The sequence below is a fragment of the Pseudomonas sivasensis genome (assembly GCF_013778505.1).
In the GTDB taxonomy this organism is placed as follows: domain Bacteria; phylum Pseudomonadota; class Gammaproteobacteria; order Pseudomonadales; family Pseudomonadaceae; genus Aquipseudomonas; species Aquipseudomonas sivasensis.
Window position 1 is genome coordinate 212,918 of sequence record NZ_JAAOWU010000009.1, and the last position, 15,611, is coordinate 228,528.

At 54.4% G+C, this 15,611-nt stretch carries 12 protein-coding genes and 4 tRNA genes; all 16 read right to left on the reverse strand.

Features of this window, described 5'->3' with window-relative positions:
- Nucleotides 1-73 precede the first annotated feature (73 nt).
- Nucleotides 74-445, reverse strand: coding sequence for a 30S ribosomal protein S12 (gene rpsL / locus G9Q84_RS17220; protein WP_002555494.1), 372 nt, complete (start codon nucleotides 443-445; stop codon nucleotides 74-76).
- 217 nt (nucleotides 446-662) lie between these two features.
- On the reverse strand, nucleotides 663-4,862 hold the full coding sequence (rpoC, locus tag G9Q84_RS17225) for a DNA-directed RNA polymerase subunit beta' (RefSeq protein WP_032884534.1): 4,200 nt from the start codon (nucleotides 4,860-4,862) through the stop codon (nucleotides 663-665).
- A gap of 64 nt (nucleotides 4,863-4,926) precedes the next feature.
- The gene (rpoB, locus tag G9Q84_RS17230; protein WP_032884533.1) at nucleotides 4,927-9,000 is read right to left on the reverse strand and encodes a DNA-directed RNA polymerase subunit beta; all 4,074 of its coding nucleotides are present in this window, start codon (nucleotides 8,998-9,000) and stop codon (nucleotides 4,927-4,929) included.
- Nucleotides 9,001-9,219: 219 nt separating this feature from the next.
- Nucleotides 9,220-9,585, reverse strand: a complete 366-nt coding sequence (gene rplL, locus G9Q84_RS17235) for a 50S ribosomal protein L7/L12 (RefSeq protein ID WP_003176432.1) — start codon at nucleotides 9,583-9,585, stop codon at nucleotides 9,220-9,222.
- 78 nt (nucleotides 9,586-9,663) lie between these two features.
- Nucleotides 9,664-10,164, reverse strand: a complete 501-nt coding sequence (gene rplJ / locus G9Q84_RS17240; RefSeq protein WP_003232405.1) for a 50S ribosomal protein L10 — start codon at nucleotides 10,162-10,164, stop codon at nucleotides 9,664-9,666.
- A 199-nt stretch (nucleotides 10,165-10,363) separates the two neighbouring features.
- Nucleotides 10,364-11,059: a 50S ribosomal protein L1 gene (gene rplA / locus G9Q84_RS17245; RefSeq protein WP_032884532.1), complete on the reverse strand. Its 696-nt coding sequence runs from the start codon at nucleotides 11,057-11,059 to the stop codon at nucleotides 10,364-10,366.
- Nucleotides 11,059-11,490, reverse strand: a complete 432-nt coding sequence (gene rplK / locus G9Q84_RS17250) for a 50S ribosomal protein L11 (RefSeq protein ID WP_003176435.1) — start codon at nucleotides 11,488-11,490, stop codon at nucleotides 11,059-11,061. Before rplK ends, rplA begins: the two co-directional genes overlap by 1 nt.
- Nucleotides 11,491-11,607: 117 nt before the next feature.
- Nucleotides 11,608-12,141, reverse strand: a complete 534-nt coding sequence (gene nusG, locus G9Q84_RS17255; protein WP_003176436.1) for a transcription termination/antitermination protein NusG — start codon at nucleotides 12,139-12,141, stop codon at nucleotides 11,608-11,610.
- Nucleotides 12,142-12,150: 9 nt separating this feature from the next.
- On the reverse strand, nucleotides 12,151-12,519 hold the full coding sequence (gene secE / locus G9Q84_RS17260) for a preprotein translocase subunit SecE (protein ID WP_181643757.1): 369 nt from the start codon (nucleotides 12,517-12,519) through the stop codon (nucleotides 12,151-12,153).
- Nucleotides 12,520-12,564: 45 nt separating this feature from the next.
- Nucleotides 12,565-12,640 (reverse strand) — tRNA-Trp (locus G9Q84_RS17265).
- 161 nt (nucleotides 12,641-12,801) lie between these two features.
- Nucleotides 12,802-12,877: transfer RNA gene (locus G9Q84_RS17270), tRNA-Thr, on the reverse strand.
- 25 nt (nucleotides 12,878-12,902) lie between these two features.
- A tRNA-Gly gene (locus tag G9Q84_RS17275) sits at nucleotides 12,903-12,976 on the reverse strand.
- 24 nt (nucleotides 12,977-13,000) lie between these two features.
- A tRNA-Tyr gene (locus G9Q84_RS17280) sits at nucleotides 13,001-13,085 on the reverse strand.
- A gap of 142 nt (nucleotides 13,086-13,227) precedes the next feature.
- On the reverse strand, nucleotides 13,228-13,674 hold the full coding sequence (locus G9Q84_RS17285; RefSeq protein ID WP_095186174.1) for a hypothetical protein: 447 nt from the start codon (nucleotides 13,672-13,674) through the stop codon (nucleotides 13,228-13,230).
- Nucleotides 13,675-13,681: 7 nt separating this feature from the next.
- Entirely contained in the window at nucleotides 13,682-14,431 is a 750-nt protein-coding gene (locus G9Q84_RS17290) for a pantothenate kinase (protein ID WP_095186173.1), read from the reverse strand.
- Nucleotides 14,421-15,380 (reverse strand): bifunctional biotin--[acetyl-CoA-carboxylase] ligase/biotin operon repressor BirA, encoded by a 960-nt coding sequence (gene birA, locus G9Q84_RS17295; RefSeq protein ID WP_095186172.1) that lies wholly within the window; start codon nucleotides 15,378-15,380, stop codon nucleotides 14,421-14,423. Before birA ends, G9Q84_RS17290 begins: the two co-directional genes overlap by 11 nt.
- Nucleotides 15,381-15,611: the final 231 nt, after the last annotated feature.

Consider the following 15,611-nt stretch of genomic DNA (forward strand, 5'->3'; position numbering starts at 1 on the left):
CTTTCGGGACGCCTCCGACCTTACTCTTATCGACTCAGAAAATAAGATGGTTCAGTTTTACAAAAAGCCGCTACTACTTAGGCTTCTTGGTACCGTACTTCGAACGACCCTGGTTACGACCTTTAACGCCGGAAGTATCCAAGGAGCCGCGTACGGTGTGATAACGAACACCTGGCAAGTCTTTTACACGACCGCCACGAATCAGCACCACGCTGTGCTCTTGCAGGTTGTGGCCTTCACCGCCGATGTACGAGGAAACCTCGAAACCGTTGGTCAGACGCACACGGCACACTTTACGCAGTGCCGAGTTAGGTTTTTTCGGCGTAGTGGTATACACGCGAGTGCATACGCCACGACGTTGCGGGCAGTTCTGCAGCGCAGGCACGTCGGATTTCTCGACGATACGCTTACGCGGCTGACGTACCAGCTGGTTGATAGTTGCCATCTACTAGCTCCACTGTTGTCTTGCGACGCTATTGTCTTGCAAGAAAAGCAAAAATGGCAGGAACGAGTTCCCGCCAAATTTAGGGGTACAAGAGTCTAAAGAGGATCTTGCCCCCAGTCAAGGCAAGGCCCCGACCTCCCCTCTCGTCGAACCGGGGCAAAATTGCCTCGATCCGACGAATGGGACTGCCAGGGCCCAGACTTATTTATTGCAGAACTCAGTTACCGCTTGAGTTCAGCGCTTCGGTCAGTGCAGCTTCCACTTCACTGGCGCTTACGCGCAGCGGCTTGTCAGCATCACGGCGGCGCTTACGCTCGCTGTGGTAAGCCAAACCGGTACCAGCCGGGATCAGACGACCCACGACCACGTTTTCTTTCAGGCCGCGCAAGTAATCGCGCTTACCGGTTACCGCTGCTTCGGTCAGTACGCGAGTGGTCTCCTGGAAGGAGGCCGCCGAGATGAACGACTCAGTAGACAACGACGCCTTGGTGATACCCAGCAGAACACGAGTGAACTTGGATACGAATTTCTCGTCGCCAGCCAGACGCTCGTTCTCTACCAGTACGTGAGTCAGTTCCATCTGGTCGCCCTTGATGAAACTGGAATCGCCGGATTCAGCGATTTCAACTTTACGCAGCATCTGACGCAGGATGGTCTCAATGTGCTTATCGTTGATCTTCACGCCTTGCAGACGATAAACATCCTGAATCTCGTTAACGATGTACTTGGCCAGCGCACTCACACCCAGCAGACGCAGGATGTCGTGTGGATCGCTCGGGCCGTCGGAGATAACTTCGCCGCGGTTTACCTGTTCGCCTTCGAAGACGTTCAGGTGACGCCACTTCGGAATCAGCTCTTCGTACGGATCGCTACCGTCGTTCGGGGTAATAACCAGACGGCGCTTGCCTTTAGTCTCTTTACCGAACGCGATGGTCCCGCTGACTTCAGCCAGAATCGATGCTTCTTTCGGACGACGAGCTTCGAACAAGTCGGCAACACGCGGCAGACCACCGGTGATGTCACGGGTCTTCGAAGTTTCTTGCGGGATACGAGCGATAACATCACCGATCGCAATCTTCGCACCATCCGCTACACCGACCAGGGCGTTAGCTGGCAGGAAGTACTGAGCGATTACGTCAGTGCCTGGCAGCAACAAATCCTTGCCGTTGTCATCGACCATCTTAACGGCAGGACGGATGTCTTTACCGGCAGCTGGACGATCTTTCGCGTCGAGTACTTCAATGTTGGTCATACCGGTCAATTCGTCAGTCTGACGCTTGATCGTGATGCCTTCTTCCATGCCCACGTAGGTCACGGTACCTTTCATTTCGGTAACGATTGGGTGAGTGTGCGGATCCCACTTGGCCACGATTGCGCCAGCGTCGACCTTGTCACCTTCTTTAACCGAAATCACAGCACCATACGGCAGCTTGTAACGCTCACGCTCACGACCGTAGTCGTCAGCGATTGCCAGCTCACCGGAACGGGATACCGCAACCAGACAACCATCCACTCGCTCAACGTGCTTCAGGTTGTGCAGACGGACAGTACCGCCATTCTTCACCTGAACGCTGTCAGCTGCGGAGGTCCGGCTTGCCGCACCACCGATGTGGAACGTACGCATGGTCAGCTGGGTACCCGGCTCACCGATGGATTGGGCAGCGATAACGCCGACCGCTTCACCGATATTCACCTGGTGACCACGAGCCAAGTCACGGCCATAGCACTTGGCGCAAATACCGTAGCGGGTTTCGCAGCTAATCGGCGAGCGAACAATCACTTCGTCGATGCTGTTGAGTTCGATGAACTCGACCCACTTCTCATCAACCAGAGTGCCGGCAGGAACGATGATTTCCTCAGTACCTGGCTTGAACACGTCACGCGCAATAACACGACCCAATACGCGCTCACCCAGCGGCTCTACAACGTCACCGCCTTCAATGTGCGGAGTCATGAGCAGGCCGTGCTCGGTGCCGCAATCGATCTCGGTTACAACCAGATCTTGTGCAACGTCTACCAGACGACGTGTCAGGTAACCGGAGTTAGCGGTTTTCAACGCGGTATCCGCCAGACCTTTACGAGCGCCGTGAGTGGAGATGAAGTACTGAAGTACGCTCAAACCTTCACGGAAGTTCGCAGTAATCGGCGTTTCGATGATGGAACCGTCCGGCTTGGCCATCAGGCCACGCATACCGGCGAGCTGACGGATCTGCGCAGCAGAACCCCGTGCGCCCGAGTCGGCCATCATGTACATCGAGTTGAAGGACTCCTGGTCGACTTCGACGCCATGACGGTCGATGACTTTCTCTTTCGAGAGGTTGGCCATCATCGCCTTGGAAACTTCATCGTTCGCCTTGGACCAAAGGTCGATCACTTTGTTGTACTTCTCGCCCTGTGTTACCAGGCCCGAGGCGTACTGGCTTTCGATCTCTTTCACTTCGTCAGTAGCAGCACTGATGATGCGGGCTTTTTCATCCGGGATAACAAAGTCGTTAACACCGATGGAAACGCCGGAAATGGTCGAATAAGCAAAACCGGTGTACATCAACTGGTCAGCGAAGATAACAGTCTCTTTCAAACCAACCACGCGGTAGCACTGGTTGATCAATTTGGAGATCGCCTTTTTCTTCATCGGCAGGTTGACGACATCGTACGACAGACCTTTTGGCACAACTTGATACAACAGTGCACGGCCAACAGTAGTGTCGACGATACGAACGTTGCTCACGCTTCCGCCATCACGATCGTTGACGGTTTCGTGGATCCGCACCTTGACCTTGGCGTGCAATGCGGCTTCGCCGGCACGGAACACACGGTCAACTTCCTGCAAGTCCGCAAATACACGACCTTCGCCTTTGGCGTTGATCGCTTCACGCGTCATGTAGTACAGACCCAATACAACGTCCTGCGACGGAACGATGATTGGCTCACCGTTGGCTGGTGACAGAATGTTGTTGGTCGACATCATCAACGCACGCGCTTCCAGCTGGGCTTCCAGCGTCAGCGGTACGTGCACGGCCATTTGGTCGCCGTCGAAGTCGGCGTTGTACGCAGCACAGACCAGAGGGTGCAGCTGAATAGCCTTACCTTCGATCAGTACCGGTTCAAACGCCTGGATACCCAGACGGTGAAGGGTCGGTGCACGGTTGAGGAGGACCGGGTGTTCGCGAATCACTTCAGCAAGAACGTCCCAAACCTCTGGCAGTTCGCGCTCGACCATTTTCTTGGCCGCTTTGATGGTGGTCGCGAGACCGCGCATTTCCAGCTTGCCGAAGATGAACGGCTTGAACAGCTCGAGAGCCATCTTCTTAGGCAGACCGCACTGGTGCAGGCGCAGGGTCGGGCCTACGGTAATTACCGAACGACCGGAGTAGTCAACACGCTTACCGAGCAAGTTCTGACGGAAACGACCTTGCTTACCCTTGATCATGTCGGCCAGGGATTTCAGAGGACGCTTGTTGGAACCCGTGATAGCGCGACCACGACGACCGTTGTCGAGCAGGGCATCAACCGCTTCTTGCAACATACGCTTTTCGTTGCGCACGATGATGTCCGGAGCGGACAGATCAAGCAGGCGCTTCAAGCGGTTGTTACGGTTGATCACGCGACGGTATAGGTCGTTGAGGTCGGAGGTCGCAAAACGACCGCCGTCCAACGGTACCAGCGGACGCAGGTCTGGCGGCAGAACCGGCAGAACGGTCAGCACCATCCACTCTGGCAAGTTGCCGGAACCCTGGAAGGCTTCCATCAACTTCAGACGCTTGGACAGCTTCTTGATCTTGGTTTCGGAGTTGGTTTGCGGAATTTCTTCACGCAGACGGCCAATCTCGTGTTCCAGGTCGATAGCGTGCAACAGTTCGCGGACCGCTTCGGCACCCATGCGGGCATCGAAATCGTCGCCGAACTCTTCCAGCGCCTCGAAGTACTGCTCGTCGTTCAGCAACTGACCCTTTTCAAGGGTGGTCATGCCTGGGTCGATAACGACATAGCTCTCGAAGTAGAGAACGCGCTCGATATCACGCAGGGTCATGTCCATCAGCAAACCGATACGGGACGGCAGCGATTTCAGGAACCAGATGTGAGCAACCGGCGAAGCCAGTTCGATGTGCGCCATGCGCTCACGACGAACCTTGGCCAGTGCAACTTCAACGCCACACTTCTCGCAGATCACACCACGGTGTTTCAAGCGCTTGTACTTACCGCACAGGCACTCGTAATCCTTTACCGGGCCAAAGATCTTGGCGCAGAACAGGCCGTCACGTTCAGGTTTGAACGTACGGTAGTTGATGGTTTCCGGTTTTTTAACTTCACCGAACGACCACGAACGGATCATCTCAGGCGATGCCAACCCAATACGGATGGCGTCGAACTCTTCGACTTGACCCTGGTTTTTCAGCAAATTCAGTAGGTCTTTCAAGGCCTTTCCTCCTGGCGGAGCAGAGAGCGGGCTAAACAGCCCCGCTCTCGATTCGCGTCACGTGTTATTCGGTTTCCAGATCGATATCGATGCCGAGGGAACGAATTTCTTTGATCAACACGTTGAAAGACTCGGGCATGCCCGGCTCCATACGGTGATCGCCGTCCACGATGTTTTTGTACATCTTGGTCCGACCGTTCACATCGTCCGACTTCACTGTGAGCATTTCTTGCAGAGTGTAAGCAGCACCGTATGCTTCCAGTGCCCAGACCTCCATCTCCCCGAAACGCTGACCACCGAACTGAGCCTTACCACCCAGCGGCTGCTGGGTAACCAGGCTGTACGAACCGGTAGAACGAGCGTGCATCTTATCGTCTACCAAGTGGTTCAGCTTCAGCATGTACATGTAGCCAACAGTAACCGGGCGCTCAAACTTGTTGCCGGTACGGCCGTCGAACAGCTGCATCTGGCCGCTTTCTGGCAGGTCTGCCAGTTTCAGCATGGCCTTGATTTCGCTTTCCTTGGCACCGTCGAACACCGGGGTAGCCATCGGAACGCCACCGCGCAGGTTCTTCGCCAGATCCAGGATTTCCTGGTCGGAGAAGGTGTCCAACTCTTCGTTGCGACCGCCGATCTCGTTGTAGATCTCGTGCAGGAACTTACGCAGGTCTGCGACCTTGCGCTGCTCTTCGATCATACGGTTGATCTTCTCGCCCAGACCTTTGGCCGCGAGGCCCAGGTGGGTTTCAAGGATCTGACCAACGTTCATACGCGAAGGTACGCCCAGCGGGTTGAGGACCACGTCGACCGGAGTGCCATTGGCATCGTGCGGCATGTCTTCAACGGGCATGATCACGGAGACCACACCTTTGTTACCGTGACGACCGGCCATCTTGTCGCCCGGCTGGATGCGACGACGGATTGCCAGGTAAACCTTGACGATTTTCAGCACGCCTGGAGCCAGGTCATCGCCCTGCTGCAGTTTGCGCTTCTTATCTTCGAACTTGTCGTCCAGCAGACGGCGGCGATCAACGATGTACGCCTGGGCCTTCTCGAGCTGCTCGTTCAGAGCATCTTCAGCCATGCGCAGTTTGAACCACTGGCCGTGCTCAAGACCGTCGAGGATTTCGTCGGTGATGTCCTGACCTTTCTTAAGACCTGCGCCGCCTTCAGCCTTGTGGCCTACCAAAGCGGAACGCAGACGTTCGAAGGTCGCGCCTTCAACGATACGGAACTCTTCGTTCAGGTCCTTGCGGATCTCGTCGAGCTGAGTCTTCTCGATGGACAGCGCACGAGCATCACGCTCAACGCCATCACGGGTGAAGACCTGTACGTCGATGACAGTACCCTTGGTACCAGTAGGTACACGCAGGGAGGTGTCTTTAACGTCGCTGGCTTTTTCACCGAAGATGGCACGCAACAGCTTCTCTTCCGGAGTCAGTTGGGTCTCGCCTTTCGGAGTGACCTTACCAACCAGGATGTCGCCTGCGCCAACTTCAGCACCTACGTAAACGATACCGGCTTCGTCCAGCTTGTTCAGTGCAGCTTCACCCACGTTCGGGATGTCCGCAGTGATCTCCTCCGGCCCAAGCTTGGTGTCACGTGCCACACAGGTCAGTTCCTGAATGTGGATCGTGGTGAAGCGGTCTTCTTGAACAACACGCTCGGACAGGCAGATGGAGTCTTCGAAGTTGAAGCCGTTCCACGCCATGAACGCGATGCGCATGTTCTGACCCAGTGCCAGTTCACCCATGTCGGTGGACGGGCCGTCGGCCATGATGTCGCTACGCTGGACGCGATCACCCTTGCTCACCAGCGGACGCTGATTGATGCAGGTGTTCTGGTTCGAGCGGGTGTATTTGGTCAGGTTGTAGATGTCGACACCGGCTTCGCCAGTTTCAACTTCATCATCAGCAACACGAACCACGATACGGCTGGCATCAACAGAGTCGATCACGCCGCCACGACGAGCCACGACGCAAACGCCGGAGTCACGCGCTACGTTACGCTCCATGCCGGTACCTACCAGCGGCTTGTCAGCGCGCAGGGTCGGTACAGCTTGACGCTGCATGTTGGAACCCATCAACGCACGGTTGGCGTCATCGTGCTCCAGGAACGGGATCAGCGACGCTGCAACCGAAACTACCTGCTTCGGCGAAACGTCCATCAAAGTGACGTCTTCCGGCGCCTTGACGGTGAACTCATTCAGGTGACGAACAGCTACCAGCTCGTCAATCAGGACTTTCTTGTCGTTCATCGTGGCCGAAGCCTGAGCGATCACGTGATCAGCTTCTTCGATGGCGGACAGGAACACGATCTCGTCAGTGACCAGAGCGTCTTTCACCACACGGTACGGGCTCTCGAGGAAACCGTATTGGTTAGTGCGCGCGTAGGCCGCCAAGGAGTTGATCAGACCAATGTTCGGACCTTCCGGTGTTTCGATCGGGCAAACGCGACCGTAGTGCGTCGGGTGTACGTCACGAACTTCAAAGCCAGCACGTTCACGGGTCAGACCGCCCGGGCCCAGTGCGGAAACACGGCGCTTGTGGGTGATCTCGGAGAGAGGGTTGTTCTGGTCCATGAACTGCGAGAGCTGGCTGGAACCGAAGAACTCTTTCACCGCCGCAGCCACTGGCTTGGCGTTGATCAGGTCTTGCGGCATCAGGCCTTCGCTTTCAGCCATCGACAGACGCTCTTTGACCGCACGCTCAACACGCACCAGACCAACGCGGAACTGGTTCTCGGCCATTTCGCCTACGCAGCGAACACGACGGTTACCCAGGTGGTCGATGTCATCGACGATGCCTTTACCGTTACGGATGTCGACTAGAGTCTTCAGTACCGCAACGATGTCTTCTTTGCACAACACGCCCGAACCTTCGATCTCGGTACGACCGATACGACGGTTGAACTTCATCCGACCGACCGCAGACAGGTCGTAACGCTCAGGGCTGAAGAACAGGTTGTTGAACAGGGTCTCAGCAGCGTCTTTGGTTGGTGGCTCGCCAGGACGCATCATGCGATAGATCTCGACCAGCGCTTCCAGTTGGTTGCTGGTGGAGTCAATCTTCAACGTGTCAGAGACGAACGGACCGCAGTCGATATCGTTGGTGTACAGGGTCTCGATGCGAACAACCTGAGCCTTGGCGATTTTGGCCAGGATCTCAGTGTTCAGCTCGGTATTGCACTCAGCCAGGATTTCGCCTGTAGCCGGGTGAACGATGACCTTGGCGGTAGTGCGGCCCAGGACGTAGTCCAGAGGCACTTCCAGCGACTTGATACCGGCCTTTTCGATCTGGTTGATGTGGCGCGCAGTAATACGACGGCCAGCCTCAACGATTACCTTGCCATTCTCATCCTGGATATCCAGGACAGCAATTTCACCACGCAGACGCGATGCGATGAGCTCCAGGCTGAGGGTTTCATCCTTCAGGCTGAATACGTTGGTGGTGTAGAAAGCGTCCAGCACCTGCTCGGTGGTATAGCCGAGCGCGCGCAGCAGCACAGAAGCTGGCAGCTTGCGGCGACGGTCGATACGCACGAACACGCAGTCTTTAGGATCGAACTCGAAGTCCAACCACGAACCGCGGTACGGAATGATCCGCGCGGAGTACAGGAGTTTGCCGGAGCTGTGCGTCTTGCCGCGGTCGTGGTCGAAGAACACACCCGGTGAACGATGCAGCTGAGAAACGATAACACGCTCGGTACCGTTGATAACGAAGGTACCGTTTTCAGTCATCAGTGGGATTTCACCCATGTAGACTTCTTGCTCTTTGATGTCCTTGATCGCTTTATTCGACGACTCTTTGTCGAAAATGATCAGACGGACTTTTACCCGCAAAGGTACGGCGTACGTAACACCGCGCAACACGCATTCTTTGACATCAAATGCCGGTTCGCCCAGGCGATAACCGACGTACTCCAGCGCAGCATTGCCGGAGTAGCTGATGATCGGGAAAACGGATTTGAAGGCCGCATGCAGGCCCACGTCGCGGAACTGATCTTTGGTCGCTCCCGCCTGCAAGAATTCACGATACGAATCCAGCTGGATAGCCAGAAGGTACGGGACATCCATGACGTCCGGCAACTTGCTAAAGTCCTTGCGGATACGTTTTTTCTCAGTATATGAGTAAGCCATCAGCGTTCCCCAGCTTGGTCACCTGCTTGTTTGGCCCCTCCGACGGGAGCAGCCAGAAAATCTTGCAAACCCCATGGTTTGCACCACCGCTTCGGATGGCTACAGCGCGTTAATGGCGGCGACCGAGTCGACAGCCAATAACGGAAAAAGGCCGGTGGCAAGAGCCACCAGCCATCAGCCTTCAGCTTAACGCTTGGGCTGGAGACGCAAAGTCGATGCTTACTTCAGCTCGACTTTAGCGCCTGCTTCTTCCAGAGTAGCTTTGGCTTTGTCAGCTGCGTCTTTCGACACTGCTTCCAGAACCTGGGCAGGAGCGCCGTCAACTACAGCCTTGGCTTCTTTCAGGCCCAGACCGGTCAGTTCACGTACTGCCTTGATCACGTTTACTTTCTTCTCGCCAGCTTCCAGCAGCATGACGTTGAATTCGGTTTGCTCTTCAGCAGCAACAGCAGCAACTGCTGGGCCAGCGGAAGCAGCGGCAGCGGAAACGCCGAATTTTTCTTCGAAAGCTTTGATCAGCTCAACAACCTGCAGAACCGACATTTCAGCTACGGCGTTGAGGATATCGTCTTGGGAGATAGACATTGCTGTATTTCCTGAATTGGGGGACGGCCTACGCGGCCATCGAAATAAACAAAAATACGCGAGAGAAGTCGCTCAGCCTTAGGCTGCGGCAGCTTCTTTTTGCTCGCGAACTGCAGCCAGAGTACGAGCCAGCTTGCTGGTAGCGCCTTGAATCACGCTCATCAGCTGCGAAATGGCTTCGTCGCGGGTCGGCAATGTTGCCAGTACGTCGATTTGGTTAGCTGCGAGGAACTTGCCCTCGAACGCAGCTGCCTTGATCTCGAACTTATCCTGACTCTTGGCGAATTCCTTGAACAAACGGGCAGCAGCGCCTGGATGATCTTTGGAGAAAGCGATCAGAGTCGGGCCGGTGAACACGTCATTGAGAACACTGTATTCAGTGTCAGCAACAGCGCGCTTGAGCAGGGTGTTACGTACAACACGTACGTATACGCCAGCTTCACGAGCCTCTTTACGGAGTCCGGTCATAGCGCCTACTGTCACACCACGGGCATCAGCCACGACAGCGGACAGGGCAGCTTTGGCAGCCTCGTTGACTTCAGCGACGATGGCCTTCTTGTCTTCGAGATTAATTGCCACGGGTTTAACTCCTGCTTGTTACCGTTTCATCTGGCCTAGGCCGGATGTCGTTTTGGTGTCTGATTCGGTAAGGAACCGGGAGCACCATCTGCGTAGGCTTTTGGTTTAAGACTTGCGTCGCCTACGGTCTTGGATAGCCCCCGCCAGGCAGGGACCCCAATTTTTTCAATTGACGCAATCGCTTGCGTCAATCTGTGTCTTATACGTCCAGCGAGCCTTGGTCGATGACCAGACCTGGGCCCATAGTGGTGCTCAGGGTAACGCGCTTGACGTAGATACCTTTAGAAGAAGCTGGCTTGATACGCTTAAGATCAGCGATCAGGGCTTCAACGTTTTCCTTCAGCTTGACGGCGTCGAAACCGACCTTGCCAACGGAGGTGTGAATGATGCCGTTTTTGTCGGTGCGATAACGAACCTGACCAGCCTTGGCGTTTTTAACCGCGGTAGCTACGTCTGGCGTTACAGTGCCGACTTTAGGGTTAGGCATCAGGCCACGTGGACCAAGGATCTGACCCAACTGACCTACAACACGCATTGCATCCGGGGAGGCAATAACTACGTCGTAGTTCAGGTCGCCGCCTTTCATTTCGGCAGCCAGGTCGTCCATGCCAACGCGATCAGCGCCAGCGGCCAGAGCAGCTTCAGCTGCCGGGCCTTGGGTGAAGACGGCTACACGTACAGTCTTGCCAGTACCGTGTGGCAGCACAGTAGCGCTACGAACGACTTGGTCGGACTTACGCGGGTCCACACCCAGGTTTACAGCAACGTCAACGGACTCGCTGAATTTGACAGTCGACAGCTCGGTCAACAGGGCTGCAGCGTCTACAAAGCTGTAGGCCTTGCCTGCTTCGATTTTGCCGGCGATAGCCTTTTGGCGCTTGGTCAGCTTAGCCATTACACACCCTCCACGTTAAGGCCCATGCTACGAGCAGAACCGGCGATGGTACGCACGGCTGCATCCATATCAGCTGCAGTCAGATCCGCGTTTTTGGTTTTCGCGATTTCTTCCAGCTGAGCACGAGTTACAGTGCCGACTTTAACGGTGTTAGGACGAGCGGAACCGCTAGTCAGACCAGCAGCCTTCTTCAGCAGAACCGAAGCCGGGGTCGACTTAGTTTCGAAAGTGAAGCTACGGTCGCTGTATACAGTGATGATCACTGGAGTCGGCAGACCTGGTTCAAGACCCTGAGTACGGGCGTTGAAGGCCTTGCAGAATTCCATGATGTTCACGCCATGCTGACCCAGAGCTGGACCAACAGGTGGGCTTGGGTTGGCCTGAGCGGCCTTCACTTGCAGCTTGATGTAAGCGGTAATTTTCTTGGCCATGAGGCACTCCAATTACGGGTTCAAACGCCTCGAAAGGCTCCCCGGTTACTTGCGCGTTTATCCCAGTGACGACAAAACCCCACAGCCTAAGGCTGCGGGGTTGGGATGCTTAGCCAGCTAGACCTTCTCGACCTGGCTGAACTCCAACTCTACAGGAGTAGAGCGACCGAAAATGAGCACTGCCACTTGGATCCGGCTCTTCTCGTAGTTAACCTCTTCGACAGTGCCGTTAAAATCAGCAAACGGACCATCTGTAACACGAACAACCTCACCCGGCTCAAACAAAGTCTTCGGCTTAGGCTTGTCACTACCATCAGCAACGCGACGCAGAATTGCTTCTGCCTCTTTATCAGTGATCGGAGCAGGCTTATCAGCGGTACCGCCAATGAAACCCATGACACGAGGCGTATCCTTGACCAAATGCCAAGTACCTTCATTCATGTCCATCTGAACCAAAACATAGCCAGGGAAGAACTTACGCTCACTTTTACGCTTCTGACCATTCCGCATTTCAACCACTTCTTCAGTGGGAACCAGAATTTCGCCGAAGCCATCTTCCATGCCTGCCAGCTTCACGCGCTCTAGCAAAGAGCGCATAACATGCTTCTCGTAACCCGAGTAAGCATGAACAACGTACCAACGCTTAGCCACGGGACACCCTTAGCCAACAATCAAGGAAACAAGCCAACCGAGCAGGGAATCAAGCCCCCACAACAGCAACGCCATAACCAGAACAACAGCCACAACAATCAACGTGGTCTGCGTGGTTTCTTGGCGAGTCGGCCAAACGACTTTACGGATTTCGGTGCGAGCTTCCTTTACCAGTACCGCAAAAGACTTGCCTTTAGCAGTCTGCAAGCCCACAAAGGCAGCCACAACAGCAATAACAAGCAAAGCGAGCACACGGTACAGGATCGGCGAAGCAGAATAGTACTGATTGCCAACTACGCCTACGACCACCAACGCTACAACAACTAGCCACTTGACGAGATCGAAACGAGAGCTTTGAGCTTCAGCCTTAGGAGTCATCTATGAAGATCCTGTGAAAAGAAAGCCAGACACACCACGTGAATCTGGCAGGTCAGGAGGGAATCGAACCCCCAACCTACGGTTTTGGAGACCGTCGCTCTGCCAATTGAGCTACTGACCTAAAACAAAATCAGGCCGACCATTATGCAGGCCTGAAAAAGACTTTACAACAACCAACCCCAACAGACTTGATACAACCTAGCAAAACCACCAGATACAAAACACTCAAGCCGAGGCAGCTGTTAAAACAAAGGCAGATATTTTCATATCTGCCTTGTTATATGGAGCTCTTGAGCGGATTTGAACCGCTGACCTCACCCTTACCAAGGGTGTGCTCTACCAACTGAGCTACAAGAGCAAAACACATGCACAACCTGCAAACTTGGAGCGGGTAGCGGGAATCGAACCCGCATCATCAGCTTGGAAGGCTGAGGTTCTACCACTAAACTATACCCGCGGAGCTTGCAGCTCACGCTAAAAATGGTGGAGGGGGAAGGATTCGAACCTTCGAAGTCGTAGACGTCAGATTTACAGTCTGATCCCTTTGGCCGCTCGGGAACCCCTCCTAAGCGAGCCGGCATTTTACATTACGCCGACCTTCTGTCAAGCATTTTCTCATTTAAATTATGAGGTTAGCTGCATTGACGCCGCATCTCATTAAATCCCCCTAAAGGTCTTCACTGCGAAGCGGGCGCCATTCTATGCAAACTATTCGACAGTTGCAATGCCTTCGCACAGCATTATTTTATGTTTTAACTCATTGAATTCCTTAACAAGGTTTTCAAAGGGCAGATCTTCAGCCAGGCGCCGGCTTTCCGGGGCCACCCGGAGCCAGTAACCTTGAGCATCTGGCGTACTCAGCAGTTGAACCTTGACCTTTATATCCAAGCTAGTGAGACGCTGCTCGACAGATTGCGCTTGGCGCTGGTCTGTAAATCCACCAATGTACAAACAGGTATTTTGCGAATCAGATACCTTTGCCCGCTCCCTGCGGATCACTGCATCCGAAGATTCACTCAGCAGACGAATATCCTGCTGAGCACCTCGATAGAGACTCAGAGGAGTAACGTCTTTAGCGCGCAGCGGGGCCTCTTGCTGGTGCCATATGTAGTAAAAGGCGTTGAGGATCAGTAAAAGCAAAAACAGCCAACGCATAAACACCTCAAGATAACGGGCACGCCATCGCCAGACCAACGAAAACCAAATCAGGAACGAGTCGAGCCTGCGGCACAGAGCCCAATACCAAATCAGCATCTCCGCCAGTCAGGAATATACTGAAGTCATCGCCCCAGTAGCTGCGCGCGAGCTCTACCTGGGTCAGAACAAATCCTCGAAGCATCAACGCACAGCCTCGCTCTACTGCCTCAACTGTTGTACGACCTGGTGAGAGGCACTCCAAAGCCCTTTCAGCAGCGGCATCGCCATACCTTATCTTTCGTGTATGTGTACGCAGCTGATTCCTCATGAGAGACATGCCCGGACAAATAAAGCCTCCCAGGTGCTCGCCATCCTCAGCTATAAAATCTGCAGTCGCCGCAGTGCCAAAATCGAGCACCAAGCAGGCACCCGAGGCCAATTTAAATCCACCGAGCATTGCCAACCAGCGATCCAGACCAAGGCGCTCAAAATCTTCGTAGCCGTTACGTACCCCAGCCACTTCACGAGCTGAAGCAGCACTGGTAACAACAACACCAAATGTCTCCACAAGCGCTTCAACCAGTTTTTCCGTCTCTTCCTGCGCACGGACGCTCACCAACCTGCAACGCGTCAGCAACAACTCAGGCAGCGCCAGCAGGCTATCAATCAAGGCAGCATCCGAACCTGCAACACCTTCAGCCGAGGCGTTCACCCCGCTCGAATCAAGCACACGCCATTTGATAAAGCTATTCCCACAGTCGAGCTCAAGAATCATCACGCAACCTCAGGCTTAGCTCACCACCACTGTATATTTTCTCAACACCATCAACACTCAAACGCAAAGCACCTTGACGATCAACACCCAGCACCACTCCATCGACCTGGTTGACACCGGCTATAAGCGACACAGCCCTCCCCTGCCAAGCGTGATTTTTCTCCCACTCATTCTGAAGCTCGGCAAAACCTAGCACCCGGTGTCGACCCAAGTAGCCTTGCAACTGCAAACCCAGCCGGGCAATCAGGGCGTTTCGATCAACAGGAAAACCCGTCTCTAACTGCACTGATGTCCATTGCTGATCAACCTCGTCAGCCTTCTGCATATTGACGTTGATGCCTATTCCAAGGACAACGTGACAGATATCAGCAGGATCCCCTACGAGCTCCAGCAAAATCCCGGCAATTTTCTTTTGCCCTACGAGAACGTCGTTTGGCCATTTTAAAGTCGCAGTCTGAACTCCAGACTCACGCAGGGCTTGCATGACCGCCAATCCAACCACAAGACTTAAGCCTTCCAACTGCCGAAGACCATCCTCAATACGCAATACAAGGCTGTAATAGACATTCTGGGCAAATGGACTGACCCACTTTCGACCACGCCTGCCTCTTCCCGCCGTTTGCTGCTCCGCAAGCACCAGAAAGGGCGTCGCGCACTCAACCCCAGCAAGACGCAAAGCTTCGGCATTTGTTGAGTCAATGGAATCGTAGATATGGATAGGCCATGCTAAATCAGGGGCATGCTGCTCAATTTCCGCAGCACTCAAGAAAACCAATGGGGATGCTAATTGATACCCCTTTCCACGAACCTTATGAACAGGCAGATTCAATTCGGCCTCAAGGTGCTGGAGTTGCTTCCAGACAGCACTGCGACTGACGCCCAGGGCGGCGCCAAGTGCTTCCCCGGAATGAAATCGGCCATCTTTCAGAAGTTCTAACAACGTCAGCATGCAAGTATCGCCTCACAATGAGGAACGCATGATAGCCATGCGAAAGACCATTGCATAGAAAGGCAGGCGTTTAGCCCTGAAGGCGTCCATGAGAAAACCTGCCGGCACTTTCCGCCCGCCCAAAACAAAACCCCATCTGCTTTCGCAAATGGGGTTTCGGAATTTAATCTTGACGATGACCTACTCTCACATGGGGAAACCCCACACTACCATCGGCGATGCATCGTTTCA